At 64.8% G+C, this 25,490-nt stretch carries 27 protein-coding genes and 1 other RNA gene; 12 read left to right on the plus strand and 16 right to left on the minus strand.

The genetic code is table 11. The features are described 5' to 3' along the window. Positions 1–32: 32 nt before the first annotated feature. The 11 genes from ybgF to HBA54_RS18030 form a co-directional block, all read right to left on the minus strand. The gene (ybgF, locus tag HBA54_RS17975) at positions 33–1,094 is read right to left on the minus strand and encodes a tol-pal system protein YbgF (protein WP_167227147.1); all 1,062 of its coding nucleotides are present in this window, start codon (positions 1,092–1,094) and stop codon (positions 33–35) included. 319 nt (positions 1,095–1,413) lie between these two features. Further along, positions 1,414–1,746: a peptidoglycan-associated lipoprotein Pal gene (gene pal, locus HBA54_RS17980; RefSeq protein ID WP_322096066.1), complete on the minus strand. Its 333-nt coding sequence runs from the start codon at positions 1,744–1,746 to the stop codon at positions 1,414–1,416. A 336-nt stretch (positions 1,747–2,082) separates the two neighbouring features. Further along, positions 2,083–3,468, minus strand: a complete 1,386-nt coding sequence (gene tolB, locus HBA54_RS17985; protein WP_437126220.1) for a Tol-Pal system beta propeller repeat protein TolB — start codon at positions 3,466–3,468, stop codon at positions 2,083–2,085. Between the two features lie 5 nt (positions 3,469–3,473). Beyond that, entirely contained in the window at positions 3,474–4,391 is a 918-nt protein-coding gene (tolA, locus tag HBA54_RS28760; protein ID WP_205944737.1) for a cell envelope integrity protein TolA, read from the minus strand. A gap of 44 nt (positions 4,392–4,435) precedes the next feature. After that, positions 4,436–4,945 carry a protein TolR gene (gene tolR / locus HBA54_RS18000; protein ID WP_167227154.1) on the minus strand — a complete coding sequence of 170 codons (510 nt, stop codon included), beginning with the start codon at positions 4,943–4,945 and terminating at the stop codon, positions 4,436–4,438. 4 nt (positions 4,946–4,949) lie between these two features. Further along, a complete protein-coding gene (gene tolQ, locus HBA54_RS18005; RefSeq protein ID WP_167227156.1) occupies positions 4,950–5,678 on the minus strand; it encodes a protein TolQ in 729 nt (242 codons plus the stop codon). 3 nt (positions 5,679–5,681) lie between these two features. After that, positions 5,682–6,128 carry a tol-pal system-associated acyl-CoA thioesterase gene (gene ybgC / locus HBA54_RS18010; RefSeq protein ID WP_240932750.1) on the minus strand — a complete coding sequence of 149 codons (447 nt, stop codon included), beginning with the start codon at positions 6,126–6,128 and terminating at the stop codon, positions 5,682–5,684. Beyond that, positions 6,125–7,228 (minus strand): Holliday junction branch migration DNA helicase RuvB, encoded by a 1,104-nt coding sequence (ruvB, locus tag HBA54_RS18015; protein ID WP_437126217.1) that lies wholly within the window; start codon positions 7,226–7,228, stop codon positions 6,125–6,127. The genes ybgC and ruvB overlap by 4 nt, the downstream gene beginning before the upstream one ends. Before the next feature lie 13 nt (positions 7,229–7,241). Further along, positions 7,242–7,847: a Holliday junction branch migration protein RuvA gene (gene ruvA, locus HBA54_RS18020; protein WP_167227158.1), complete on the minus strand. Its 606-nt coding sequence runs from the start codon at positions 7,845–7,847 to the stop codon at positions 7,242–7,244. After that, on the minus strand, positions 7,844–8,407 hold the full coding sequence (gene ruvC, locus HBA54_RS18025) for a crossover junction endodeoxyribonuclease RuvC (protein ID WP_167227160.1): 564 nt from the start codon (positions 8,405–8,407) through the stop codon (positions 7,844–7,846). Before ruvC ends, ruvA begins: the two co-directional genes overlap by 4 nt. A 71-nt stretch (positions 8,408–8,478) precedes the next feature. Next, positions 8,479–9,228, minus strand: a complete 750-nt coding sequence (locus tag HBA54_RS18030; RefSeq protein ID WP_167227162.1) for a YebC/PmpR family DNA-binding transcriptional regulator — start codon at positions 9,226–9,228, stop codon at positions 8,479–8,481. 293 nt (positions 9,229–9,521) lie between these two features. Here HBA54_RS18030 and HBA54_RS18035 point away from each other — a divergent pair, with 293 nt between their 5' ends. Next, a complete protein-coding gene (locus HBA54_RS18035) occupies positions 9,522–9,815 on the plus strand; it encodes a hypothetical protein (protein WP_167227164.1) in 294 nt (97 codons plus the stop codon). A gap of 48 nt (positions 9,816–9,863) precedes the next feature. Here the strand turns inward: HBA54_RS18035 and HBA54_RS18040 are convergent, their stop codons facing one another. From HBA54_RS18040 to HBA54_RS18060, 5 genes are all read right to left on the minus strand, one after another. Continuing rightward, positions 9,864–10,676 carry a TIGR00282 family metallophosphoesterase gene (locus tag HBA54_RS18040; RefSeq protein WP_167227166.1) on the minus strand — a complete coding sequence of 271 codons (813 nt, stop codon included), beginning with the start codon at positions 10,674–10,676 and terminating at the stop codon, positions 9,864–9,866. Positions 10,677–10,743: 67 nt separating this feature from the next. Then, positions 10,744–11,361, minus strand: a complete 618-nt coding sequence (locus tag HBA54_RS18045; protein WP_205944738.1) for a 5-formyltetrahydrofolate cyclo-ligase — start codon at positions 11,359–11,361, stop codon at positions 10,744–10,746. A gap of 99 nt (positions 11,362–11,460) precedes the next feature. Continuing rightward, a non-coding RNA gene (gene ssrS / locus HBA54_RS18050) (6S RNA) lies at positions 11,461–11,618 on the minus strand. Positions 11,619–11,637: 19 nt separating this feature from the next. Beyond that, positions 11,638–11,991, minus strand: coding sequence for a cell division protein ZapA (locus tag HBA54_RS18055; RefSeq protein ID WP_167227168.1), 354 nt, complete (start codon positions 11,989–11,991; stop codon positions 11,638–11,640). Between the two features lie 5 nt (positions 11,992–11,996). Then, positions 11,997–12,215 (minus strand): hypothetical protein, encoded by a 219-nt coding sequence (locus HBA54_RS18060; protein ID WP_167227170.1) that lies wholly within the window; start codon positions 12,213–12,215, stop codon positions 11,997–11,999. Between the two features lie 376 nt (positions 12,216–12,591). Here HBA54_RS18060 and tkt point away from each other — a divergent pair, with 376 nt between their 5' ends. From tkt to HBA54_RS18115, 11 genes are all read left to right on the plus strand, one after another. Further along, on the plus strand, positions 12,592–14,559 hold the full coding sequence (gene tkt / locus HBA54_RS18065; RefSeq protein WP_240932751.1) for a transketolase: 1,968 nt from the start codon (positions 12,592–12,594) through the stop codon (positions 14,557–14,559). Between the two features lie 57 nt (positions 14,560–14,616). Then, positions 14,617–15,615, plus strand: coding sequence for a class I fructose-bisphosphate aldolase (locus HBA54_RS18070; RefSeq protein ID WP_167227174.1), 999 nt, complete (start codon positions 14,617–14,619; stop codon positions 15,613–15,615). Positions 15,616–15,693: 78 nt separating this feature from the next. After that, positions 15,694–16,704, plus strand: coding sequence for a type I glyceraldehyde-3-phosphate dehydrogenase (gene gap, locus HBA54_RS18075; protein ID WP_167227176.1), 1,011 nt, complete (start codon positions 15,694–15,696; stop codon positions 16,702–16,704). A 256-nt stretch (positions 16,705–16,960) separates the two neighbouring features. Beyond that, a complete protein-coding gene (locus HBA54_RS18080; RefSeq protein ID WP_167227178.1) occupies positions 16,961–17,371 on the plus strand; it encodes a hypothetical protein in 411 nt (136 codons plus the stop codon). Positions 17,372–17,415: 44 nt separating this feature from the next. Beyond that, positions 17,416–18,075, plus strand: coding sequence for a thiamine phosphate synthase (locus HBA54_RS18085; RefSeq protein WP_167227180.1), 660 nt, complete (start codon positions 17,416–17,418; stop codon positions 18,073–18,075). 112 nt (positions 18,076–18,187) lie between these two features. Beyond that, a complete protein-coding gene (gene efp, locus HBA54_RS18090) occupies positions 18,188–18,754 on the plus strand; it encodes an elongation factor P (protein WP_167227182.1) in 567 nt (188 codons plus the stop codon). An 89-nt stretch (positions 18,755–18,843) separates the two neighbouring features. Beyond that, positions 18,844–19,659 carry an inositol monophosphatase family protein gene (locus HBA54_RS18095; protein WP_167227184.1) on the plus strand — a complete coding sequence of 272 codons (816 nt, stop codon included), beginning with the start codon at positions 18,844–18,846 and terminating at the stop codon, positions 19,657–19,659. Between the two features lie 293 nt (positions 19,660–19,952). Beyond that, positions 19,953–21,257, plus strand: a complete 1,305-nt coding sequence (locus HBA54_RS29715) for an OmpA family protein (RefSeq protein WP_167227187.1) — start codon at positions 19,953–19,955, stop codon at positions 21,255–21,257. Positions 21,258–21,511: 254 nt separating this feature from the next. After that, on the plus strand, positions 21,512–22,663 hold the full coding sequence (locus tag HBA54_RS18105; RefSeq protein WP_167227189.1) for a flagellar motor protein MotA: 1,152 nt from the start codon (positions 21,512–21,514) through the stop codon (positions 22,661–22,663). Between the two features lie 3 nt (positions 22,664–22,666). Beyond that, entirely contained in the window at positions 22,667–24,094 is a 1,428-nt protein-coding gene (locus HBA54_RS18110) for a peptidoglycan -binding protein (protein ID WP_167227191.1), read from the plus strand. Positions 24,095–24,104: 10 nt separating this feature from the next. Then, the gene (locus HBA54_RS18115) at positions 24,105–25,490 is read left to right on the plus strand and encodes an NAD(P)/FAD-dependent oxidoreductase (RefSeq protein WP_167227193.1); all 1,386 of its coding nucleotides are present in this window, start codon (positions 24,105–24,107) and stop codon (positions 25,488–25,490) included.

Consider the following 25,490-nt stretch of genomic DNA (forward strand, 5'->3'; position numbering starts at 1 on the left):
CGTTGCGCCGGGTCCTTCAGCAGGGCCCGACTTCAGCAGCCGTTGCGCTGGGCTTCCTGACGCGCCCGCTGAATAATCGTCGCCGAGGCATCGGCGTAGCGCTCCTGAAGCACCTCGAAAGTCCCGCAGGCGTCCGCCTTGCTGCCGAGAGAAGCCAACGACATACCCAGTTTCAGCAGGTTGTCCGGGGCTTTGGGATTATCGGGATAGGCCTCGAAGCCTTCGGCAAAGGTCACCGCTGCGGACTGATAGTCACCGCGCACATAGTAGGTTTCCCCCAACCAGTACTTCGCATTGCCTGCCAGCGCATCATCGGGGTGTTGCACCAGAAACGCGGAAAGCGCCTGCTCGGCCCCCTGGTAGTTGGCCTGGCGCAGCAGCCCGAAAGCATGATCGTACTGCTCACGCGGGGTGTTGCCCGGCAGGGCGGCAACAGGGGCAGCAGCGGCGGGGGAACCTGCCGCCGCCGAAGCATCGGGCGGCACGTTGGCCTGCTGACGCTTGAAGTTCTGCAGATCGGTCTCGGCAATCCTGCCGAGGGTCTGCGGCGTCGCGCTGCTCGAAGCCGTCCCGGGGGCGCCCTGGGTTGCGCCCTGGGTTGCGCCCTGGGCTAAACCCTGGGAGGCCGCCGGCGCACCGGGATTGCCGGTATCGGCAAGCGACGCGGAGGGGCCGCCGGCAACGCCACCTTGTTCGAGCTGCTGCAGGCGCAGGTCCACATCGGCAACCAGGCGGTCCATCCGGCTGCTGACGCTTTCCGTTTCAAACCGCATTTCCTCGACCTGACCGGTCAGGGTTCGCAGCTCCGACTCAAACTGATTGAGGCGCAGTTCGATGCGTGCCGCCTGGGTCGATGAAAGGCCGGCCGATCCGCCGGACGAAGCCGCCGCGGCACCGGCGTCGCCGCCGTAGACCTGCCGCTGCAGGTCGGAAAGTTCGCGCTGCAGGCGCTCGATCCGGTCGTCGACCGACTGTGCCGCGGCCGGCTGCAGGCCGAGGCCGCACAGCAGCACCGTCGCCAAGATCCGGCCGATCCATGATCGGGTGGCCGGCCTTAAATCGGTCTTGGGCACCAAGGGATTCGCGGTGATCATCGCTTCATCCTCTGAAAGCTCTTTAGCGTTCTATACTTTGGGAGCGCATCTCTTTGCCAGGGCTTCATGTCATTATTATGGCGCAGATTATAGGCTGCGGCGCCCCGAGCCGATGGCCGCCTCCGAATCCAACTGGCCGGGATCCCTGTAGCCCGGATTCGTTTGGTCCGGACTCTTTGGGAAGAGGCACAGATGTGAAAAGGCCCCTTCCGGCGTCAGCGGCAACCCGCAGAGCCGAAGGGGGCCTCCTCGAAATGCACAGGCTTGAAATGCCGGGGCTTCCGGGATCCGGAGGCCCCTGTCCAGTGCAGTCCTGGTCTTAGTTGACCACAAAAGCGCTGCGGCGGTTCTGCGCCCAGGCGGAGTCGTTGGAGCCCAGCACCGCCGGACGCTCCTCACCGAAGCTGACGACGCTCAGACGGCCGGGGTTGCTGCCCAGGGCGATCAGGTAGTCGCGCACGGAATTGGCCCGCCGTTCGCCGAGGGCCAAGTTGTACTCGCGCGTGCCGCGCTCATCGGCATGCCCCTCCAAGGTCAGGGTAGCCCCCGGATTGGAATCGAGCCAGGCCGCCAGAGCTTCGACCGTGCCACGCTGGTCGGCACGGATGTTGTACTGGTCGAAGTCGAAGAAAACACGGTCGCCGACTTCCACCGTCAGCTCTTCCTGTGTACCGGCAGCCGGCCCAGGAAGGCCGGATTGCGAGGTACCCGCATCCGTAGAGCTCGATGTTGTGGAACCAGATGAGCCGCTGCCCGACGTGGTCGAAGCCTCTTCAGACGGCGTTGAACATGCAGCAAGCAACATCGCCGCAGCAAAGGTCGTAACCAAGGAAAAGCGCATAGTCTGCCCTCTCAAACACATCCCCGGATTTTATGGATTGAGACCGACCTGCCACCGGTGACTTCACAGGTCGTGTCTGCTTGATATGCCCCCCCAACGACGGCGCGTAAAGGCCGAAAATGGTTAACGGACTATACCGACGCCCCCCTAGGGAATCAAGGGGGACCAAGCCGGATCAGAGCCGTCCAGAGGCGTCACAAGCTCGCGTTCATTGAACCCTGTCAGATCAATCGTAAAGATCTTACTAGTGATGCGGCCCTGCGAATCCGCACGGGTGGTGCGGAAATAGGAAAGCACCCGGCCGTTCGGCGCCCAGGTCGGTGCTTCGACGTTGTAATCGCGCACCAACATCCGTTCGCCGCTGCCGTCGGCGCGCATGATTCCAATGTAAAACTCCCCTGCATGCTGGCGCGTGAAGGCGACGAGGTCGCCGCGCGGCGACCAGACCGGCGTATAGTAACTGCCCTTACCACGACTGATCCGGCGCACATTACTTCCATCGCTGTCCATCACATAAAGTTGAGGCCGCCCGCCGCGGTCGGAATTGAAGACAATTTGACTCGAATCCGGCGAATAGGACGGCGAGGTGTCGATGCCCGGATGATTGGTCAGGCGCTGCTGGCGGCGGGTCCTGAGATCGATGGCATAGACCTCGGTATTGCCGTCCTTGGCCATGGAGAGGGTGACTGAATTGCCTTCGGTCGAGAATCGCGGGGCAAAGGTCATGCCCGGAAACTCGCCCAGGACCTCCTGCTGTCCGGTGTCCAGATTGAACAGATAGACCCGGGGGACCTCGCGCCCGCCGATTTTCTGGAAGGCCAGATAGGTGATCTCCCGCGTCGAGGGCGAGAAGCGCGGTGTCAGTACGGTCTCATTGCCGCTGGTCAGGAAGCGGTGGTTCTCGCCATCCTGATCCATGATGGCGAGACGCTTGATGCGGCGGTTCTGCGGCCCCTGTTCGGCGACATAGACGATCTGCGTAGTGAAGTAGCCGCTTTCGCCGGTCAGCCTTTGATAGATCTGGTCGGAAATACGGTGGGCGATGTTGCGCCAGTTGGCCGGCGTCGTGGTGTACTGCAGCCCGGTCATCTGGGCTTCCGAAAACACATCCCAAAGGCGGAACTGGACGCGCATCCGCCCATCGCCCTGGAGCTGGACGTTGCCGGCGGCCAGCGCCTGGGCATTGATCAGTCGCCAATCGCCATAGCGCGGTCCGCTGCGCAGGCTTTGGGCATCCTGAATGAAGGCGCCTTTATCGACCGGGCGGAACAGTCCGCTGCGCTCCAGATTGGCGGCGATCACGCCGGCGATATCGCCGCCCAGCTTCTGCTCGTCGGGAATCTCACCGAAGAAATCGGTGATCGCGATCGGCAGCGGTTCGACGAAGCCCCGGGTGATATCGACCTTCAATTGGGCCTGCGCCGGGCCTGCGCCGGCGATCACCCCGACCGAAAAAGCCGCCAGGACGGCTGTCAGAGCACATAAAGAAAGACGGCGGGCTCGCCCGGCGGTGCGGGATTTGAAGCGCTGCATCGACATCATGATCCAAACATCTCTCTCGGGTTGAAGGTCAAATTCATCTGCTTCCACTCGGAATACTGGTTGACGGGCAACTCGAAGGGGCTGCACCGGAGAATGGCCCTGATCGCCGCTTCCGCGGCGGTACGGAAATAGGCGTCACGGCCCATGCGCCTGAGGTCGACCACCTTGGGCTGCCCCACCACACGGCCGTCGGGCGCCAGATTGACGATCAGCTCGACGATCAGATCCTCGGCCTGCAGAGCGCCGGCGTCCGGGCTCCAGCAGCGTTCAACCTGTCCCCTGATCGAGTTCTCAAGCTGAACCCGCTGTACCGCCGACACCCTGGCCTGCGGCGCCGGCGTCGGCGCCTTGGCTGTCTGCTCCACGCGCTTTGGCGTCTGCTCCCTGAGCTTCTCAACATTCTTCAGGATCGAGCTTATCTTGTCCTCAGGTTTCGCCGGTTCTTCGACCGGTTCCTGCTGCCGTTCGGCGATCTCGATCTGCGGCTTGCGCAGCGGCTTTGGCGGCAGCTTCGCCTCGGGTTCAGGTTCAGGCTCAGGCTCAGGCTCGGGTTCAGGCTCTGGTTCCGGCTCCGGTTCGGGCTCAGGCTCCGGCTCGGGAATCGGTTCCGGCTCGGGTTCGGGTTCCGGTTCGGGGATTGGCTCCGGCTCGGGGATCGGTTCCGGTTCCGGTGCCTCGGCGATCTCCGGCTCGGGTTCAGGCGCGACCTCGGGGGCTTCCGGCGGCTCCGGCTCGGGCTCCGGTTCCGGCTCAACCTCCTGGTCCACCTGGACCGCCTCTTCGGGCAGGGATACCAGTTGCACCGGAATCGCTTCGAAATCAGGCAGAGGCTCGCGAAACACAGGCAGCCCGACCACCAAGGCGACGATTACCGCCAGGTGCAGAAGTGCTGAAAAGATGGTCGCCTTACCCATGCCTACGCCGAACCTGCCTGTCCCGAACCCTCATGATCTGGACGCTAGTTACCTGTGGAATCCTGGCTGCCGTCAGGCGCCGCCTCACCACCGCCTGCCGGCAGGGGCACCTCATCGCCTTTGGGCAGCTCGGCAATCAGGGAAACCCGGCGAAAGCCCGCCGCGTTGACGGTTCCCATGACCTGCATGATCCGCCCGTAGGCAATGGCCCGGTCGCCACGCACGAAAATACGGGTGTCGGGCTTGCTTTCGGTAATCGCCCTCAGGCGTGGCACCAGTTGCCCAAGCTCCACCGGGGAATCCTGAATGTAGACCGTACCTTCTGAATTGACGGAGATGACCAGCGGTTCATCCGGGTCGGCGATCGATTGTGCCTGGGTCTTGGGCAGATCGACGGGAACGCCGACGGTCAGCAGCGGCGCGGTGACCATGAACACAATGAGCAGAACCAGCATCACGTCGACAAAAGGCGTCACGTTGATCTCGCTCAACGGCGTGTAGCGGGGCCCGCCGCGCCCACGGCCACGGCGGGGCTGGATCAGGGTTGCCGCCATCGCCCTAGCCCTTCTCGTCCAGCTTGCGCGACAGGATCGCCCCGAACTCGCCGGCAAAAGCCTCCAGGCGGCCGGCGTAACGGCCGAGATCGTTCGACAGCTTGTTGTAGCCGATCACTGCGGGAATCGCCGCAACGAGGCCGAGCGCGGTCGCGAAAAGCGCCTCGGCGATGCCCGGCGCCACCACCGCCAGAGAGGTGTTCTTGGCCGCCGCGATCGAAGTAAAGGCGTTCATGATGCCCCAGACCGTGCCGAAGAGACCGATAAACGGCGCCGCCGAGCCGACCGAGGCCAGAAAGGTCATGTGGCGCTCCAGGCGTTCCATCTCACGGCCCAGGGCGATTTCCATGACCCGCTCGATGCGCTGCTGCAGGCTGGCCTTGATCTCGGCACCGCCTGAGATGCCGCGCGCCGAGGAACGGCGCCATTCGCGCATCGCCGAGACAAAGACCGATGCCATCGGATCGGGCGGCCGGTTGTCCAGGCGGTCATAGAGGTCGTCAAGCGACCCGCCGGACCAGAAAGCCTCTTCAAACTGCGCTGCGCGCTCTTTCAGGCGGCGCATCCGGAAAACCTTCTCAAAGATGATCGCCCAGCTCCAAAAGGAAGCCAGCAACAACATGACCATCACCGCCTGCACGATGATGTCCGCTTCCAGGAAAAGCCCCCAGACCGATAAGGTCGGATCCACCGAACCCTCGAGAACCAGAGAATTTATGGCATCCTGTTCCATGGCTTACCCCTGCTCCATAGACTGCAAATAAGGCTCCAAGGCGACGCGAACCGTCGCCGGGATACGTGTCGGTCGCCCGTCGTCGCGAACCGAAGCAACCTCTACATCAATGCGCGTAAGTTCTTCGTTACCACGCCAGATCGATTGCGCCGCCGTCAGCTTGGCGCCCTTCAGACTGGTGAAGCGCGAGCGCACCTCGACCAGGTCGTCGAGCACGGCCGGGCGGCGAAAATCGACGCTGCAGCTGCGCAAAGCAAAGACCACGCCGTAACGCGCGCGCAGCTCGGTCTGCTGAATCCCGGCCAGACGCAGCACCTCGGTGCGGGCGCGTTCGGCAAAATTCAGATAGCGGGCGTGATAGACGATCCCACCCGCGTCGGTGTCCTCGTAAAAAACCCGCAGTGGATAGCGATGCTCGCCATCCACCATCCTGCCGGACAGTGCGGTCAAGCGGCCCCCTCCCCGGTTTTATCACCGGGAAGCCCGTCAGGGCTGGCGCTGTCCGGATTGCCGCCCAACATGTCCAATTGCTCCAGGCTGCGCGGCACGTCGAGGCCCAGATAGGTAAAGCCGCCGCGCGATAGCATCCGCCCGCGCGGGGTGCGCTGGACCAGACCCTGCTGGATCAGATAGGGCTCGATCACCTCTTCCAGCACATCGCGCTGTTCCGAGAGGGCGGCGGCCATCGTCTCGACCCCGACCGGACCGCCGCCATAGTTTTCGGCGATGCAGCGCATGTAGCGCCGGTCCATGGCATCCAGGCCGCGCTCGTCGACATCCAGCCGGCGCAGGGCACCGTCGGCCTGGAGCGCGGCGATCACCTCGACCCCCGCCACCGCGGCAAAGTCCCGCACCCGGCGCAGCAGGCGGCCCGCAACCCGCGGCGTCCCCCTTGCGCGTCGCGCAATCTCGGCCGCGCCGTCATCGGTGAGGTTCATCTTCAGGACCCGCGCGCCACGGCTGACGATCTGCTGCAGCTCCTCCGGCTCGTAGAACTGCAGGCGCAGCGGAATGCCGAAGCGCTCACGCAGGGGCGTGGTGATAAGGCCGGAACGGGTGGTGGCGCCGACCAATGTGAAAGGCGGCAGATCGATCCTGACCGAGCGCGCGGCCGGCCCCTCGCCGATGATGAGATCGAGGTGGAAGTCCTCCATCGCCGGATAGAGCACCTCCTCCACCGCCGGGGAAAGGCGGTGAATCTCATCGATGAAGAGCACGTCATGGGGCTGCAGGTTGGTGAGTATCGCGGCCAGGTCGCCGGCCTTGGCGATCACCGGCCCGGAGGTAGCACGAAAACCGACCGCCATTTCCCGCGCGACGATCTGCGCCAGGGTGGTCTTGCCGAGCCCCGGCGGACCGAAGAACAGCACATGGTCCAGCGCATCGCCGCGCCCGCGCGCCGCCTGCACGAAAACCCGCAGGTTCTCGCGCACCGCGCGCTGACCGACAAAGTCGTCGAGCTGGGCCGGCCGCAGGCTGATGTCGCCGCTGTCTTCCTCGCGGAAGTCCGGCGTCACGACGCGCCCATCGCTGGCCGAACCGTCAATCACTGCGCCCGCTCCTTCACTGGGCCAGCTCCTTCAGGCCGGCCTTGATCAGGGCCTCAACCGGTGCCTCGGCGCCCAGGTCGCCCATCGCCTTGGCGACGGCGGAAAAGGCCTCGGCCCGGCGATAGCCGAGATTGACCAGGGCGGAGACCGCGTCTTCCGAGACACCGACCGCCGAACCGGCGCCGCCATTGGCAAGGGCAACCGGTCCGAGAGCAATGCCGCCGGCCTTATCTTTCAATTCCAGGGCGATGCGCCCGGCCAGCTTGGGGCCGACACCGCTGGCCCGCGCCAAAGCCGCCTTGTCCTGTGCGGCAATCGCCTGCACCAGCTCGGCCGGCGGCAGGACCGAGAGAATGGCCAGCGCCATCTTGGCGCCCACCCCCTGAACCCCGTTCAGCAGGCGATACCAGTCCCGCTCCGCCGGATCGGCGAAGCCGAAGAGGTTGATGTGATCCTCGCGCACGTGGGTTTCGATCCACAGGCTGGCCGCGCCGCCCGGCGGCGGCAGCAGCCCCAGCGTGCGGCCGGAGCAGAATACCAGGTAACCGACCCCGCCGACGTCGATGATCGTCCAATCGTCGCCGCTCGAATCGATGACGCCGGTAAGCTTGCCGATCACAGCGAACCTCCCGAAACCGCCCGGCCCGGGCCTGAAGCCGCACGCGGGGCCGTCTTCAGCGGATCCTCGCTGCCCGCGGCCCAGCGCCGGCCGGTGGCATGATGGTGGCTGTGACAGATCGCAACCGCCAGGGCGTCCGCGGCATCGGGGGCCGCGATGGCGCAGCCCGGCAACAGGCGGCCGACCATCATCTCGACCTGTTTCTTGTCGGCATGGCCGGTGCCCACCACCGCCTTCTTCACAATCATCGGCAGGTATTCGGCCACCGGCAGGCCGGCAAGCGCCGGGGTTAAAAGCGCGATACCCCGTGCCATCCCAAGCTTCAGGGTCGACGAAGGGTTCTTGTTCGCCAGGGTCACCTCGACCGCCGCAAAGTCCGGCGCATAACTTTCCACCACCTCGGCAATGCCGCGATGAAGCTGCAGCAAACGCTCCGCCAGATCGGCCTTCGCGTCGGACACCACCACCCCGTTGCCAAGATGACGCAGGTGGTTGCCGTCCGCCTCAATCACGCCCCAGCCGGTGTTGCGCAACCCAGGATCCAAACCAAGAACTCGCATCGCTATGACTTCGGTTCCCCTCGTTACTTAAAGTCCCGTGAGGGACCGGGTCCTGTGTTCCGCGGGCCGGCCTAGGCCGTCAGGCGGGCCATCACGTCTTCGCTGATCTCGAAATTCGCCGAGACGCGCTGCACATCGTCGCTCTCGTCCAGCACATCCAGAAACTTCAGCATGGTCTGGGCCTTGTCCTCGTCGATCGCCACGGTGTTCTGCGGCCGCCAGGTCAACTCCGCCGCGCTGGGGTCGCCGAAGCGTTCGGTCAGGGCGTCGCGCACCGACGAGAAATCATCGGGATCACAGGTGATTTCGTGGCTCTCCGCAGTGGATTCGACGTCACCGGCACCGGCCTCGACCGCGGCCTCGAAGACCTCGTCGGAAGAACCGATGGCCACCGGGTAGGTCACGACACCGAGGCGGTCGAACATGAAGGAGACCGAATTCGTTTCCCCCAGGGTGCCGCCATGCTTGCTGAAGGCCGAGCGCACTTCGGAAGCCGTGCGGTTCCGGTTGTCGGTCAGCGCCTCGACGATCACCGCCACACCGCCGGGGCCGTAACCCTCGTAGCGGATTTCCTCATAATTGGTGTCATCCTCGCCGCCGGCGGCCCGTTTGATCGCCCGTTCGATATTGTCTTTCGGCATATTGGCCGCCCGCGCCGCCTGAATGGCGCCGCGCAGACGCGGGTTTTTGTCCGGTTCCGGCAGGCCGGACTTGGCAGCCACCAGGATCTCGCGGGTCAAACGCGCGAACTGCTTGGCGCGCTTCTTATCCTGCGCGCCCTTGCGGTACATGATGTTCTTAAACTGTGAATGGCCCGCCATAACTGGACGATCCTATCCTACATAGTGGGACGAAGTCAGCTTGAGCCTACCATATTTTGAGGTTAAGCGGGGCATTCGAGCTTCAGCGTTACCCCCCCAATATGGCGACAATAGGGCGGCTTCTATCAGGTCGCGGGCCGAACCTAAAGCCTCTCGCAGTGCCGGCCCCGGCTTGCAGGCGCTTCATCTGGCGGCAAGCCGGGCCCTTCGGGCGCTTACGAGTTAACGCAACGTTAATTCAGTTGAGACACACTCAATCCATCGCAAACCATTGGAACTGGACGGAAGCCGCAATGCCGACGCCGTTGAACATCATAGATCTGGCGATCACCGAGGAGATCTCGGGCGATTCGGCCGAGGTCGCGCGCCGACTCGACAAGGCCGCCGATCTGGTCGAGGGCTTTGCCGAGCAGAGTGGCCTCGATGCTCTGGACCAACTGCTGTCCATCGCCGAAAAGACCGGTGTCCAAGGATCGACCATCGATCTGGTCGAGGCAGCGCAAGAGGTTGCCAAGGAAGTCACCGGGCAAAGCGGCGTCCTGCACCGCGAGGTCGAGCGCTTTATCTCCGTCTCATCCGAGCGTTGATCTAACTTTCCGGAAACGTCGGTTCGGCCAAAAGCCCAACCCATCGGGTCAGTCGGGCAAAGCCTCTGACAAGCGCCCGCCGACGCGCAGAGGCAGGACCCGTTCGGCCAATCCGCTGGCGTCGTTGGTTTCGACAAAAACACCGCAGAGCGTGCCCTCGCCGCTGGCGACGCTCAGCCGCTCGCCCCGCACCTTCTTCACGAAGCGCTCGATCGGCACCGTCTTTTCCATGCCGATGACCGAATCGTAGTCGCCGCACATCCCCGCGTCGCTTTGATAGGCCGTGCCGCCGGGCAGAATCATGTTGTCGGCCGTGGGCACATGGGTGTGCGTCCCGACAAAGAGGGAAACCTTGCCGTCGACAAAGTGGCCCGCCGCCATTTTCTCCGAGGTCGCCTCGGCATGATAATCGACGACCACCGCATCGACCGACGCACCCAGACGGTACTGGGCCAGCACGCCCGCCAGGCAGGCGAAAGGGTCGTTCAGGTCTTCCATGAAAAGCTGACCCATCACGTTGACCACCAATACCTTCTTCCCGCGGCGGGTTTCAAAGACCCCGACCCCCTTGCCCGGCGTGCCGGTGGGGAAATTCTGCGGCCGCAGCAGCCTGGGCTCGCCGGAGATGTAGGACATGACTTCCCGCTGATCCCAGCTGTGATTGCCGCCGGAAATCACGTCGACGCCGACCTCGAAGAGTTGTCGGCAGATCTTCTCGGTAATGCCGAAACCCGAGGCCGCGTTCTCGCCATTGGCGATCACAAAATCCAACTTCAACCGCTTGCGCAGACCGGGCAGCTGGGCGAGCACGACGTCACGCCCCGGCCGGCCGACGATATCGCCGCAAAAAAGAAGTCTCATACGAAGGTATCGCAATCTAACAAAGGAATAAGGCCAGCCCGCAACGGCGCTGCCTGCCACAACGGCACTAAAACCGGATCACCGCCTTTTCGGTCACCAGCCCGTCCAGCTTCTGATCATTACCATCCCGCGGAACCTGCCCCACCTGCTGGGCCGAAAACGCCAAGCCGAGTGCCAGGATATCACCTCTGGTGCGCAGAAGCGCAAGACTGCGGTCATAAAATCCGCCGCCATAGCCCAGGCGATAGCCCAGAGCATCGAAAGCCAGCAGGGGCACCAGCAGAACCTGCGGTTCCAGCAACGGGCTTTCCGCCGCCGGCTCCTCGGTTCCGAAGCCGGCGGGAAACAGCGGATCCCCGGGCGCCCAGGCGCGGAAGTCCAGCGGCCGGCCAGGGCCGCGCAGGGCCGGCAAAGCCAGTCTGCAGCCCACCGCCGCCAAGGCCTGGAGCAGCGGTCGCGGGTCCATTTCATCGCCCATCGGCCAATAGGCGGAGACGACGGTATCGGCCAGCGCCATGTCATGAGCCATAAAAAGGTCGCGAAGCGCCGCCGCCGCCCGACCGCCGGCCGCCCGATCCGCCTCGGCGGCGGCCTTGCGGGCTGCCTTGGCAGCCGTCCGCAGCCGTTGCTTGGCGGCGGGAACATCGTCAGGCTGATTATCGGGGCTGGCGTTTTCGGGGGACAAGATGGCGTCCGGTCTCAACCGCTCGGCTATCGGCGTCCGCCGCAGGCGGCGGTCCGCTTGGCGGTAACCGGGCCGGAACCGGGCTCAGGATAGGTATCGGGTGGCGCCGCATAGGCCGTTGGTAGCATAGGATCCTCTGTGGCCTGCCAAGCAGGTGGGCGCCATATACCAGGACCACGGCCCCGGCAGGGACAGCTCCCTAGAGGTTCGGTATTGGCCCCAGGGATCTCGAAACCTGACGCACCCAGCAGCGCCACCCGACAAAGCTTACCTTATCTAGGCCTCTTGCAGCCGGGCGGCAAGGGCTTCGATGCGCTGGGCGCAGGCGTCGAGGGCGCGCGAAGCCTGCTCTTCACCGGCACCCGGGGCCGGATTCGCAGCCCCCCGGCCGGACGGCGTCTCGCCGGCCTTCAGCCCGTCGATCTGACGCCGGGCGTCGAAAAGCTCGTCGGCGACAAGCAGGCAGGACATGAACAAAAGGCGTTGTTCACCCACCTGGCCGATGCTGCCTTCAAGCTCAACGACCTTGCGGTCGATATGCTCAGCCAGCTTCTTCAGGTGGCTTTCCTGGCCGTCATCGCAGGTGACCTGGTAGGAGCGGCCGTGAACCATCAGGGAAATCTGTGCCATCGGCGTCAGCCTGTCAGGCGGCGAAGCCGCCCGATCGCCTGATCCAGCCGCGCCGAGACGCTGCTGGTCAGTTGCTGCAGCACCGCGTTCTCGCGTTGCGCCGCGCTCAAGGCTTCGCGCAATGCGGTATCGTCGCCGCCCTGCGCGACGCGGGCCGAAACCACCTTTTCAAGATTCTCGATTGCGAGCTGCAGCCGTCTGCCGGCTTCATCCATCTGTGCCATTGGCTTTCCGTCCGGTCCCTTCCTGCAGCCGACCGCCTGCTGCCGTCCTTGGTCTTCACCTTCAACATAAGCATCCGCCCCGTAACCGGTCAACCGGGCACCCCTAAAGTGACTCACGAGTAACGGCCACACGGCACCTTTGTCCGGCGGTTCTCGATCCACGATCCCCCCAACCCGCTATCACCGGCGGAATTCGCCGAGTTATCCACCAGATGCCGGTTGACCTTAGCCGGTGGTGTCGGCATGTTGCGGCCCATCCGGTCGCGCAGTTTTGTGCCGCTACCCTCTGGTTTCCCGCAGGTGGATTTCTTCGATGGACGCCGTCACGTCGTCTGCACCGCATGACAACAGCAAGCCCCCCATGGATCATCAAGACATGAACCACCGAGATATGGCCAATGCCATCCGCGCTCTGGCCATGGACGCGGTCCAAAAGGCGAACTCCGGCCACCCCGGCATGCCGATGGGCATGGCCGACGTGGCAACGGTACTCTTCACCCGCTTTCTGAAGTTCGACCCGGCCCAGCCCGACTGGCCGGACCGCGACCGCTTCGTGCTCTCCGCCGGCCACGGCTCCATGCTGCTCTACGCGCTGCTGCACCTGACCGGCTACGAAGATATGACGATGGAGGAGCTGCGCAATTTCCGTCAGCTCGGCAGCCGCACCGCGGGGCACCCGGAATACGGTCATGCGACAGGAATCGAAACCACCACGGGCCCGCTGGGACAGGGCCTGGCCAATGCGGTCGGCATGGCCCTGGCCGAGCGCCTGTTGAACGCCCGCTTCGGCGATGCGCTGGTCGATCATCACACCTATACGATTGCCGGTGACGGCTGCCTGATGGAAGGCCTCAGCCACGAGGCAATCTCGCTGGCCGGCCATCTGAAGCTGAACAAGCTCATCGTGCTGTTCGACGACAATTCGATCTGCATCGACGGCAGCACCGACCTCACGGTGTCCGACGATCAGATCAAGCGCTTCGAGGCCTGCGGCTGGGCAGCGACCCGCGTGGACGGACACGACCCGGAAGCCATCGCCGCCGCCATCGCCGCTGCACAGACGAGCGACCGGCCGAGCCTGATTGCCTGCAAGACCACCATCGGCTACGGATCGCCGAACAAGCAGGGAACCGCGGCGACCCACGGCGCACCACTCGGCGACGACGAGATCGCCGCCACCCGGGCCGCCCTCGGCTGGCCCCACGCGCCCTTCGAGATTCCCGACGACATTGTGGCATCCTGGCGTAGCGCCGGTGCGCGCGGCGCCGCCGATTCAGCGGCTTGGCAGGAACGCCTGAACGACACACCCGCCGAACTCCGTAGAACCTTCAAGCAGCAGATGGCAGGCGAACTGCCGGCAGGCTGGAAAGAGGCCATGGCCGCCTTCAAGGCGGAGATTATCGCCGAGGCGCCGACGGTGGCCACGCGGGTGTCTTCACAAAAGACCCTGGACGTCCTGACCGCTGCGATCCCGGCGATGCTCGGCGGCTCGGCCGATCTCACCGGCTCCAACAACACCAAGAGCAAAAGCCAGGGCATCGTCTCTGCCGCCGATTTCTCCGGCGCCTATGTCCACTATGGCGTGCGCGAGCACGGCATGGCGGCGGCGATGAACGGGATCGCACTGCACGGCGGGCTCATTCCCTACGGCGGCACCTTTCTGGTCTTCACCGACTACTGCCGCCCCTCGATCCGCCTTTCGGCTCTGATGAAACAACGGGTCATCTATGTCATGACCCACGATTCCATCGGCCTGGGCGAGGACGGGCCGACCCATCAGCCGGTCGAGCAGATCGCCGCGCTGCGGGCAATTCCCAATCTTCTGGTGTTCCGGCCGGCCGATACCATCGAGACGGCGGAGTGCTGGGAACTGGCACTGCAGAGCGAGGACGCACCCTCGGTGCTGGCCCTGACCCGCCAGGGCCTGCCCACGCTGCGCAAGGACGGCTCCGAAAACCACTCCGCCTACGGCGCCTACATCATGGTGCCGGCCGACAGCGAGCGGCAGGTGACCCTTCTGGCATCGGGGTCCGAAGTGCTGATCGCGGTGGAGGCGCAGAAGATGCTGCGCGATGAGGGCATATCGGCGGCGGTCGTGTCGGTTCCCTGCTGGGAGCTGTTCGAGCAGCAGCAGCCGCACTATCGCGACGAGGTTCTCAGCCCCGGCACCCTGCACATCGCCATCGAGGCAGCCAGCCCCTTCGGCTGGGAACGCTGGATCGAATCCGGCGGCGGCTTTGTCGGCATGCGCTCCTTCGGCGCCTCCGCGCCGGCCAAGGACCTCTATAAAGACTTCAACATTACCGCCGAGGCCGTTGTGGAAGCCGTCAAGACACGTTTTTGACCACTCCAAAGCGGTGCGGCCTTCCTATATAGATCAGCGCAAACGGAGGGCTCAGCCATGACATCTGCCAAACTTGCCGAAACAGCCAACGCACTCGTCGCCGACGGCAAGGGCATTCTTGCCGCCGACGAGAGTTCGCCGACGATCAAGAAACGCTTCGACGGCATCAAGATCGCTTCCACCGAGGAGAACCGCCGCGACTACCGCGACATGCTCTTCAGCACACCCAAAGCCAACAGATACATCTCCGGCGCCATCCTCTACGACGAGACCATCCGCCAGAAGGCGGCGGACGGGAAAACCCTTGTCGCCAAGCTGAAATCCGCCGGCATAATCCCCGGTATCAAGGTGGATATGGGCGCCAAACCCCTGGCCGGACATCCCGACGAGACCGTCACCGAAGGCCTGGACGGCCTGCGCGACCGGCTGAAGGAATACGCCAAGCTCGGCGCCCGCTTCACCAAGTGGCGCGGTGTCTACCGCATCAGCGATGCCGCGCCGAGCCCCGCCTGTGTGATCGCCAATGCCCATGCCCTGGCCCGCTACGCCGCGCTGGCGCAGGAGGCCGGCCTGGTGCCGATCGTCGAACCCGAGGTCCTGATGGACGGCGACCATACCATCGACGTCTGCGAAGAGGTCACGGAAGAGGTGCTGCGCAGCGTCTACGCCGAACTGGCCAACCAGAATGTCTGGCTGGAAGGCACACTGCTGAAGCCGAACATGGTAATCTCCGGCAAGGACTGCCCCGAGCAGGCCGGCGTCGCCGAGGTTGCCGAACGTACCGTCCGCTGCCTGAAGCGCACCGTGCCGGCGGTGGTGCCCGGGATCGTCTTCCTGTCCGGCGGGCAAAACGACGAACTGGCAACCGAACACCTGGACGCCATGAACAAGCTCGGCAACCTGCCTTGGAAACTGAGCTTCTCCTATGGCCGCGCCCTGCAAGCCGCCCCGCTGAAGGCCTGGTCAGGCAAGGCCAAGAACCTGGCGGCGGGCCAGGCGGCCTTCCTGGAGCGCGCCAAGGCAAACAGCGAAGCCGCCACCGGCCGCTACGCCTGACGGCGCAAACCCGTCTAAACTCATTGGTACCGGTCCTCGCAGGGGGCGGGATACGGCAAGCAAGAAGGGAACAGGACCATGGCAGTTAAGGTTGCGATCAACGGATTTGGCCGGATCGGGCGGCTCGTCTTCCGTGCGGCGATGGAGAGCAAGCGCAAGGACATCGAATTCGTTGCGATCAACGATCTCGGCACCCCCGCGGCCAATGCACACCTGCTGAAGTACGATTCCGTACACGGCACCTACCCCGGCAAGGTCGATGCCATGAGGGACGCCATCAAGGTCGATGGCAAAAAGGTGAAGGTGCTGTCGGAGCGCGACCCGGCCCAACTGCCCTGGGCCAAGCTGGGCGTCGATATCGTGCTGGAATGCACCGGCATCTTCACCAGCAAGGAAGCCGCCGGCAAGCATCTGGAAGCGGGCGCAAAGAAGGTCCTGGTTTCGGCCCCGGCCTCCGGCGCCGACATCACCGTGGTCTACGGCGTCAACCACGACAAGATGCGCAAGAGCCATAAGATCATCTCCAACGCCTCCTGCACCACCAACTGCCTGGTGCCGGTCGCCCACGTGCTGGAGCAGACGGTCGGCATCAAGCACGGTTTCATGACCACCGTGCATTCCTTTACCGGCGATCAGCCGAGCGTCGACACCCTGCACAAGGACCTGCGCCGGGCCCGGGCGGCGTCGCTCTCCATGATCCCGACCTCGACCGGCGCCGCGCGCGCCACCGGCCTGGTGCTGCCGGGCCTGGACGGAAAGCTGGACGGCACTTCGATCCGGGTGCCGACCGCCAACGTCAGCCTGATCGACCTGACCATCGAAGCGAAGAAGAAGACCACGGTAGAGGCCATCAACGCCGCTATGGTAAAGGCCGCCAATGGCCCCCGCCTGAAGGGCGTCCTGGCAGTCAACGAGGCGCCGCTGGTTTCCTGCGACTTCAATCACTCGATGGCCAGTTCGACCTTCGATGCAACCCAGACCCAGGTGCTCGACGGCACCTGCGTGCGCGTGCTGTCCTGGTACGACAACGAATGGGGCTTCTCCAACCGCATGAGCGACACCGCTGTGGCCCTGGGTAAGTTGCTCTAGGCAAGTGTTTTCGCTTCAGGCGGCGCCGGCCCGCTCCCCCTCCCGGCCACCCAACGCCAGTATCCTATGGGTGGCCGGGAGGGGGAGCGGGCTGGAACCGCTTCGACGTCAGTCGGCAAAACAAAAGGCGGGGCCGCGCGGGTCCCGCCTTTTCTCTGTCTATCGCGATTTCAGCCCCCTGCGGCTATTTTTCACCCTCCCTTAAACCTGTTCGGGCCCTATTCTCCCCAAAGGCCTTCGTTTGAAGCACCCGGATATGCACGCCAAGACGATCATCATTCACTCGCTGGAGCACGCGGTCTGCGCCTTGAAAGCAGCCCGCGCGCTGGGTTGCGGCGTCACCCTGGCCTCTCCCCCCGGGGCGGCCGCCTATACCGGCGCCCTGTGGTTCCGCGAAGTCGTCAAGGCCGCCGAGCGGGAGGTTCCCGATGCGGACTTCTCCGCCGTCCTGGACTGCGGCGACAAGCCGGGCCTGGTCATGGCCGCCTTCCGCCAGGGGGTGAGATCGGTGCGCTTCACCGGCGGCAAGGTCCAGACCGGGAAACTGCAGGCCCTGGCCGACAACGAGGGTTATCACCTGATCACCGGCAAGCTCGACAGCCTGGACCTGGCCGCGGAGAGCGATCCCGCCGGGGCCTGCCGCGCCTGGCTGGAGCAGGCGCCCTAGCCTTCATCCAACTTTCAAGACTCGAAACCCGAAAGACCCAGCCTTTGTCCGACGACCTTCCCCAGATCCTGCTGATCGCGCCAAACCCCGATGATGCGACCTTCACCGACGGCCGCCTTGCGGCAGCATTGGACAAGCTGCTGAGAAGCGGCACAGTCCCCAAGCCCGCGGTCCTGCTGCTGCGCGACGGCCCGCTGGAGGATGCCGGCTTTCTCGAAGCCATCGCACCCCTTGTCGAAAGGGCCCAGGGCGAGGGCGTCGCGGTGCTGCTGGAGAACCGTGTGGATCTGGTGAGCCCCAGCGGCTGCGACGGCGTGCACATCACCCTGCGCGAGAAGGGCGGTGCCATTAAAAAGCTGCGCCAGCGGCTCGGCGACGACCTGATCATCGGCGCCGGCTGCGGCACCTCGCGTCACGCGGCGATGGAGGCCGGAGAACAGGGCGCCGACTACATCGCCTTCGGCGCCGCCGATGACCCCCCCGGCGACGGCACCCTGGCCGCCGACCCGGAGCTGGTCGACTGGTGGGCCCACTGGATGACCCCGCCCCTGGTTGCCTTCGGCGCCGACGACCCGGCCAAGGCCCGCGCCCTGGCCGCCCTGGGGGCCGACTTCCTGGCCCTCCCGCCTGCATTCTGGCTGGAGGCCCCGGACCCGGCAGCCGCTTTCACCGGGCTCCTGGAAGCGCTGGCCCAACCCGACTGAGCGGCCCGGAAGACAGGCGCCGCAAAGCGCCACCAGGGGCGTTGCCACCCCTGGGGCAAGCTGGTAGCTTCCGCGCGCTTTCCAAAACCGCCATTTTCCGGACTATTCAGCCATGAAGATCAACGGCAATGCCATCCGCCCCGGCAACGTCATCGAGCACAAGAACCGCCTCTGGCGGGCCGTGAAGACCCAGCACACCCAGCCCGGCAAGGGCGGCGCCTATCTGCAGGTGGAGTTGAAGGACCTCCGCGACGGCACCAAGCTGAACGAGCGCTTCCGCGCCAGCGAGGACGTCGAGCGGGTCCGCCTCGACCAGAAGGCCTTCCAGTTCCTCTTCGCCGACGGCGACATGCTGACCTTCATGGATAACGACACCTACGAACAGATCATGTTGAACAAGGATCTGGTGGGCGAGCCGGTGATCTTCCTGCAGGACGGCATGGCGGTCACCATCGAATCCTACGAGGACGAGCCGATTTCGGTCATGCTGCCGGAAACCGTGGTCATGGAGATCGTCGAGGCCGACGCGGTGGTCAAGGGTCAGACTGCCTCTTCCTCCTACAAGCCCGCAAAGCTGGAGAACGGCGCCCGGGTCATGGTCCCGCCACACATCGCCAGTGGCACCCGCATCGTGGTCAACACCGCCGATGCCAGTTACGTCGAGCGGGCCAAGGACTGATCCAGCCGCCCGCCCGGCAACGCCGGGCTTATTCCCGCCTTCCCACACCGCGCCCTTCCAACACCGCTTTCGAGAAAGTCCCGCCCGCCATGGCCACCCGTTCCGCCCTCATCAATGTCATGGAAAAGGCCGCCGACAAGGCCTCGCGCGGCCTCAAACGCGATTTCGGCGAGCTTGAAAACCTTCAGGTCTCGCGCAAGGGCCCGGCGGACTTTGTCTCCGCGGCCGATCTGAAAGCGGAAAAGACCATCAAGGAGGAACTGGCGAAGGCGCGGCCCGGCTATGGCTTTCTGATGGAAGAATCGGGCACCCAGCCGGACAGCGACGGCAGCGGCCGGCGCTGGGTCGTCGATCCGCTGGACGGCACCACCAACTTCCTGCACGGCCTGCCGCATTTTTCCATCTCCATCGCCCTGGAAGAGCGGGGCGAGATCATCGCCGGCCTCGTCTATGACCCGATCAAGAACGATCTTTTCCATGCCGAGCGCGGAATCGGCGCCTTTCACAACGGCCGGCGCATGCGCGTATCGGCCCGCAGCCGCCTGGGCGACTGCGTGATCGGGACCGGCGCGCCCTTCCTCGGCCACGGCGACCGCCCCCGGTTCCTCGGCGAAGTGGACGCGATTACCGAAAAGACCGCCGGCATCCGGCGCTGGGGCTCAGCCGCACTGGACCTGGCCTATATCGCCGCCGGGCGCTTCGACGGCTTCTGGGAATGGGGGCTGTCCCGCTGGGATGTGGCCGCCGGCATCATCCTGGTGCGCGAGGCCGGGGGCTATGTGAGCGAAGTTAACGGCAAGCCTATCAACCCGGAAAGCCCCTCTATCTTGGCCAGCAACAACAACATACACAGCGACATAATGAAGTTGCTTCGCAAACCTTTGAGTAACCAAAAGGCGCCATAATAGGGTCCCGGCAGTCCACATCCTTTTGGTGGGCTGTGTTTGGCGACGCCTGTAAAGCGGTTGTCCCAGGCCTGCCGGAGGAATACTGTTAACCAAAGGGTTCTCCAAGGAGAACGGGTGCCAGGGGCCAAATGAGCATGTTCGCCGACCAGGGATGTCTTCGAAGCCTGAAATACAGGGCCGCGGGGCCGCGTAAAGCGGCGGTGCTGAGCCTTTTGACAGCTGCCGGTTTTCTGGCCGTTGGCTTGGCCGCAGGCCCGGCATGGGCGCAATATCGGTCGAATTCGGACATTGTGATCAACAATGACGTCCTGAACAGCCTGGGCCCGGGCCCCGCGCCTTTGGCGCCGCTGCCCCCGGCCACCCTGCCCCAAGCAGTGCCCCCCCAGGCCGCGCCGGCGCCCGGTTTGACCCCGACGTTCAATATTGGCTCCGGCAATACCAGATCCCGCAGCGCCGCCCCACAGCCCCAGGGCAACGGGGCCTTTGTGGTGACGCGGCCGGGCACCCTGCTGTTCCCGCCGCTGCGCGAGCCTTCCAGCAGCCTGACCCCGGGTTTTGCGACAGAGGCGGCCCGCGAACAGCGCAAGCAGGCTTTCGACAATGCCTTCGCCGAGGGGCCGGAGCCCCAATCCCAGCTTCTGCTGCCGCTGGCCAATGCCGAGGCAACGGCCCCGGCCGACCAGGGCGAGTGGGTCTTCGAGACGGTGATCATCGAATCCAAGCCGGTCCCCCAGCCCGCACAACGCAAGCCGGAACCCTCCGCCGCCATGCTGGCCACGCTTGAGGAAGCCGAACAGCAGGAGCCGGGGCTGCAGGAAGCCGTGGATCAGGGCCTGCCGCCGGTTGCCGTGGAAACGGCCCTCTTACCTGCAAACGAAGACCTGGCACCGGAGTTCAGAGAACCGGTCCGATCAGACAGCGCTGTGGAAGCGCCCGTGGCCGAGCCTGCAATGGCCGAGGCCCCGGCGGTCGAGGCAACTGAGCCAGCGACCCGCGCCGTTCAGCCGCTGACCGATGCCGACCGGATGCCGGTTGCGGAAATGCCGGACGCGGCCCCCGCCGATATGCCGTCTCAAAGCGTTGCGGCGGCAAACGATACGGCTGACAGCAACGCACCGCTCAGCCTGCTGCCGGCGGATCAGGCAGCAGCGACAGCTGAGATGACTGAGGTCGCCGCGGCGCCGGAACCGGCTGCTGTGGAAGGGCCGGCCGGGGAAACATCGGTCTCCGTCCCGCTTCAGCAGACTGCCAGCCTGTCCGAAACGGCTGGATTGCCGCTGGCGGTCGACGATATTTCCTTCATCTTCGATCCCAATTCGGCGGAGCTGACCACCTCGGCCCAGGAAACGCTTCGCTCGCTGGCCGATGATCTGCGCGACAAGGGCGGCGACCGCATTCAGGTGCTCGGTTTTGCCTCCAGCACCGACGGATCGGCGGACCTCGCCCGCCAGCTCGCCCTTTCCAGGGCGTTGAAAGTCCGGACTTTCCTGATCGACGCCGGAATTCCCTCGGCCCGCATCCAGGTGCGCCCGCCGAGCGGCACGTCGGGCAGCGGCCCGGCGAATCGGGTGGACATCAAACCCGTCGGCAGCTGACCCCCGGCACGGCGGTTCAGCATCGAGCCGCCGGGAATGCGACCCGGTACCAAGGGTCAATTACAGCAAATACAAATAGTTAGCGCTCTGTCGCTCCATGGGTTCGATGTCACGAAATTCTGTGTCGAGCCACTGGGACGTGATATGTAGAGTCGGGTCATGATGCAAAAGGGCTTTGCGTCATCGGCTGTATCTGTTCACTGACCGGCCCGCCCTTGGGGAATGGGGCGGACACGGAGGAAAAGACCTTTCGCATGTCCTTCCTGCAGACCTATCTCCTGCGCATGGTGCTCTTCCTGGTGGCCGTCATCGTTGTCGCCGCCTTCATCGCACCGCAGCTGCAAGACGCTTTCCTGGCCAACTGGGCGCTCAACGGCCTGATCATACTGATCCTGCTGTTCGGCGTGGGGCTCAGCTTTGTCCAGGTGCTAGGCCTTAGGGGCGAGATCCACTGGCTGGAAACCCTGCGACGGGAAAGCCGCGGCGGGCTGATCTTTCCGGGCACCCTTTCCCAGGACACACCGCCGCGCCTGCTCGGGCCCATGGTGACCATGATCGGCGACCGGGCTGGGCGATTGAGCCTTTCGACCATGTCGATGCGCAGCCTGCTGGACACCATCCATGCGCGCATCGAGGAATCCCACGAGATCTCCCGCTACATCATCGGCCTGTTGATCTTCCTCGGCCTGCTGGGGACTTTCTGGGGCCTGTTGGATACGGTGAATGCGGTCGGCCAGACCATCGGCGGCCTGTCCGGCGGCGGCGATCCGGTCTCGCTTTTCGAGGAATTGAAGGGCGGCCTGGAAGCACCGCTTTCCGGCATGGGCACGGCTTTCAGTTCCTCCCTCTTCGGCCTCGCCGGCTCGTTGGTGCTCGGCTTTCTGGAACTGAACTCGGGTCAGGCCCACAACCGCTTCGTGAACCAACTGGAAGAATGGCTTTCCAGCATCACCAAGCTGGGCAGCGCCGGCGCCACCGGCGAAGGCGAGCAGCCGGTTTCCGCCTACGTCCATGCCCTGCTGGAGAAAACCGCCGACAGCCTGGAGCAGCTTCAGCGCACCGTGGCGCGCGGCGAGGAAGACCGCAGCTCGGTGAACCAGAATCTGGCGGCGCTCAGCGACCGGCTCAGCAGCCTCACCGATCACATGCGCACCGAGCAGTCGGTCATGCTGTCCCTTGCCGAGACTCAGGCCAGTCTGAAGCCGATCCTCATCCGCATTGCCGATGCTGGCGGCGAGGAAGGCGGTTTCGACAAAGCGACCAAGGGGCACATACGCAATCTGGATCTGCGGCTGGAGCGCATGTCCGCCGAGATGGCCGGCGGGCGCGAGCAGGCGGTCGAGGAACTGCGCAGCGAAATCCGCCTGCTGACCCGCACCCTGGCCGCCATGGCCGAAGAAGGCTAGCGCATGTACGCCCTGGGCCGTGGCGGATCGCGGCGCTCCATCAACATCTGGCCCGGCTTCGTCGACGGCCTCGCCACCCTGCTGATGGTGGTCATCTTCGTCCTCATGGTCTTCATGGTGGCGCAGTTCTTCCTGACCGTCGCCATCACCGGCAAGGACGAGGCGCTGCTGCGCCTGGAAAACGAGATCAACGAGCTGGCCGATCTGCTGGCGCTGGAGCGCAATGCCAGTACCGAGCTGCGCACGAGCGTAGCACAGCTGTCTTCCGAGCTGCAGTCCTCCCTGGCCGCCCGGGAATCCCTGGCCGGCCAGCTTGCCGCCCTGACCGAGCAGCGCGAGTCCCTGGCCGAGCAACTCGCCGCCCTGGCCGACGAGCGCGACAGCCTGGCGAGCCTGCTGGCGGCGGAACAGGAAGAGTCCAACCGCCTCGCCGCCCTGGCCAACGCCAACGACGAAGAACTCGAACAGGCGCGCAGCGCGCTGGCCGAACGCGACACGGCCCTGGCTGAGAGCCAGCAAGCCCTGGATGCGCGCCAGGCCGAACTGGATGCCGCCCTGGCCCGCCTGCAGACCGATCAAAAGAAACTGGAAGAGGCCCTGGCCGCCATCGCCGCCGGCAGGCTGGAGCTGGAAGCCGCCTATACGACCATCGATGCCGACAAGGAAAAGATCGAGGCCCAGCTCGCCGAACTCGCCATCCTGAAATCCCTGCGCGACGATCTGGTCGAAAAGCTGCGCGCCGCCGAGGCTGCCGGACAGGACACCTCCGCCGCCCTCGTCGAACAGACGAAACTCTCCGAAGAAGCGCAGATCCAGATCTCTTTGTTGAATCAGCAGCTCGCCGTCCTGCGTCAGCAGCTCTCGACCCTCTCCGAGGCCCTGGATCTGGCGGAATCGCAGAACGAGGCCCAGCAGGTGCAGATCGCCGATCTGGGCAAGCGCCTGAATGTCGCCCTGGCCAGCAAGGTGCAGGAACTGGCGCGCTACCGCTCCGAATTCTTCGGCCGGCTGCGCGAGGCCATCGGCAACCGCCAGGACATTCGCATCGTCGGCGACCGCTTCGTGTTCCAGTCGGAAATCCTGTTTCAGAGCGGATCGGCCACCATCGGCGATCAGGGCCAGGTCCAGCTCGGCCGTCTTGCGGAAACCCTGAAAGAGATTTCCGGCACCATTCCCACCGAACTGGACTGGGTGATGCGGGTCGACGGCCACACCGACCGGGCGCCCATCGCCACCTTCCAATTCCCCTCCAACTGGGAGCTCTCCGCCGCCCGGGCCATTGCCGTGGTGAAGTTCATGATCGACCGAGGCATCCCCGCCAACCGCCTGGCCGCCACCGGCTTCGGCGAGTTCCAGCCGCTCGACGGCGGCAACGACGAGATCGCCTTCCGCCGCAACCGCCGCATCGAATTCAAACTGACCCAGCGCTAGGTTGGACACGATGACGGCTAACGGTGAGCCCCAGGGAAATCCCCTGGAGAAGTCCCAGGAAAATTCAGGCGACAAGTCCAAGGAAAAACAGAGCAAGACGCAGATCGTCGTCGTGGGCGGCGGCGCCGGTGGTTTGGAGCTGGTCCGCCGCCTGGGCGACCGCTTCGGGCGCGACGACTACGACATCATCCTCGTCGAACGAAACCGGACGCACATCTGGAAACCGTTGCTGCATGAAGTAGCGGCGGGTTCTCTGGATGCGAACATGGATGAGGTCGGCTACGGCGGTCACGGCGTGCGATGGGGCTACCGCTTCTTCTATGGCACCTTTGCCGGTATCGACCGGGAAAAGCGGCTGGTGCATACCGCCCCCCTCAAAGACGAAGACGGCCGGGAGATCATCGCGGCGCATGCGATCCGCTATGACTACCTTGTGCTCGCCGTCGGCGGGGTGTCCAACGACTTTGGGATTCCCGGCGTCCTGGAGCACGCCCTTTTCCTGGAAGACCGCACCCAGGCGGACCATTTTCGCTCGAAGCTTCTGAACGCCTGCCTGCGCGTCACCCATAACGTCGCCCAGGGCCAGACCGACAGCATGGTCCGGATCGCCATCGTCGGCGCCGGCGCCACCGGGATCGAACTGGCGGCGGAGCTCTACAACGCCGCCCATGCGCTGCGCCACTATGGCCTGGAAGTCTTCGACGAAACGCGCCTCAAGGTCACGATTCTCGAGGCCGGCCCGCGCATCCTCCCGGCCCTGCCGGAGAAGCTTGCCGAGGCCGCCGCCGCCGAACTCGAAGCCCTAGGGGTCGAGATCCTCACCGATACCATCGTGGAAGAAGTGCAGCCCTTCGCCGTCAAAATGAAAGACGGGAAAACCATCCCCGCCGAGTTGACCCTCTGGGCGGCGGGTGTGAAGGGACCTGACTATCTCGCATCTCTCGACGGGCTTGAAGCGGACCCGGCGAACCGGCTCGTCGTCCGGGCGAGCCTGCAGACAACCCGGGACGATCGGATCTTCGCCATCGGCGACTGCTGCGCCTACACCCCGGAGAATGCGGAGCGCCCGATTCCACCGCGCGCCCAGGCCGCCCACCAGATGGCCAACCAGGTCTTCGAGAACATCGTCTGCATTACCGAAGGCCGTCCTTTGAAGGACTTCGTTTACAACGACCGGGGGTCGCTGGTCGCGCTCAGCCGATTCTCGACCGTCGGCAGCCTGATGGGCAACCTGATCGGCGGGCGCATGGCAATCGAGGGCCGCCTCGCCCGCATCGCCTATACCTCCCTCTACCGCATGCACCTCATCGCCATCCACGGCTGGATCAAGGGCCTCGCCCTGATCCTGGTCGGCCACGTCAACCGGATCGTGCGCCCGAAACTGAAGCTGCATTGA

Origin of the sequence: Pelagibius litoralis, assembly GCF_011683915.1 — a bacterium.
GTDB classification, from domain to species: Bacteria; Pseudomonadota; Alphaproteobacteria; order Kiloniellales; family Kiloniellaceae; genus Pelagibius; species Pelagibius litoralis.

Excerpts from the sequence above, each read along its gene's own strand:
- ybgF (WP_167227147.1), bottom strand. The coding sequence starts at position 1,094 with ATGATCACCGCGAATCCCTTGGTGCCCAAGACCGATTTAAGGCCGGCC.
- tolB (WP_437126220.1), bottom strand. The coding sequence starts at position 3,468 with ATGCAGCGCTTCAAATCCCGCACCGCCGGGCGAGCCCGCCGTCTTTCT.
- tolA (WP_205944737.1), bottom strand. The coding sequence starts at position 4,391 with ATGGGTAAGGCGACCATCTTTTCAGCACTTCTGCACCTGGCGGTAATC.
- tolR (WP_167227154.1), bottom strand. The coding sequence starts at position 4,945 with ATGGCGGCAACCCTGATCCAGCCCCGCCGTGGCCGTGGGCGCGGCGGG.
- tolQ (WP_167227156.1), bottom strand. The coding sequence starts at position 5,678 with ATGGAACAGGATGCCATAAATTCTCTGGTTCTCGAGGGTTCGGTGGAT.
- ruvC (WP_167227160.1), bottom strand. The coding sequence starts at position 8,407 with ATGCGAGTTCTTGGTTTGGATCCTGGGTTGCGCAACACCGGCTGGGGC.
- HBA54_RS18030 (WP_167227162.1), bottom strand. The coding sequence starts at position 9,228 with ATGGCGGGCCATTCACAGTTTAAGAACATCATGTACCGCAAGGGCGCG.
- HBA54_RS18035 (WP_167227164.1), top strand. The coding sequence starts at position 9,522 with ATGCCGACGCCGTTGAACATCATAGATCTGGCGATCACCGAGGAGATC.
- HBA54_RS18040 (WP_167227166.1), bottom strand. The coding sequence starts at position 10,676 with ATGAGACTTCTTTTTTGCGGCGATATCGTCGGCCGGCCGGGGCGTGAC.
- HBA54_RS18055 (WP_167227168.1), bottom strand. The coding sequence starts at position 11,991 with ATGGCACAGATTTCCCTGATGGTTCACGGCCGCTCCTACCAGGTCACC.
- HBA54_RS18060 (WP_167227170.1), bottom strand. The coding sequence starts at position 12,215 with ATGGCACAGATGGATGAAGCCGGCAGACGGCTGCAGCTCGCAATCGAG.
- tkt (WP_240932751.1), top strand. The coding sequence starts at position 12,592 with ATGAACCACCGAGATATGGCCAATGCCATCCGCGCTCTGGCCATGGAC.
- HBA54_RS18070 (WP_167227174.1), top strand. The coding sequence starts at position 14,617 with ATGACATCTGCCAAACTTGCCGAAACAGCCAACGCACTCGTCGCCGAC.
- gap (WP_167227176.1), top strand. The coding sequence starts at position 15,694 with ATGGCAGTTAAGGTTGCGATCAACGGATTTGGCCGGATCGGGCGGCTC.
- HBA54_RS18080 (WP_167227178.1), top strand. The coding sequence starts at position 16,961 with ATGCACGCCAAGACGATCATCATTCACTCGCTGGAGCACGCGGTCTGC.
- efp (WP_167227182.1), top strand. The coding sequence starts at position 18,188 with ATGAAGATCAACGGCAATGCCATCCGCCCCGGCAACGTCATCGAGCAC.
- HBA54_RS18095 (WP_167227184.1), top strand. The coding sequence starts at position 18,844 with ATGGCCACCCGTTCCGCCCTCATCAATGTCATGGAAAAGGCCGCCGAC.
- HBA54_RS18105 (WP_167227189.1), top strand. The coding sequence starts at position 21,512 with ATGTCCTTCCTGCAGACCTATCTCCTGCGCATGGTGCTCTTCCTGGTG.
- HBA54_RS18110 (WP_167227191.1), top strand. The coding sequence starts at position 22,667 with ATGTACGCCCTGGGCCGTGGCGGATCGCGGCGCTCCATCAACATCTGG.
- HBA54_RS18115 (WP_167227193.1), top strand. The coding sequence starts at position 24,105 with ATGACGGCTAACGGTGAGCCCCAGGGAAATCCCCTGGAGAAGTCCCAG.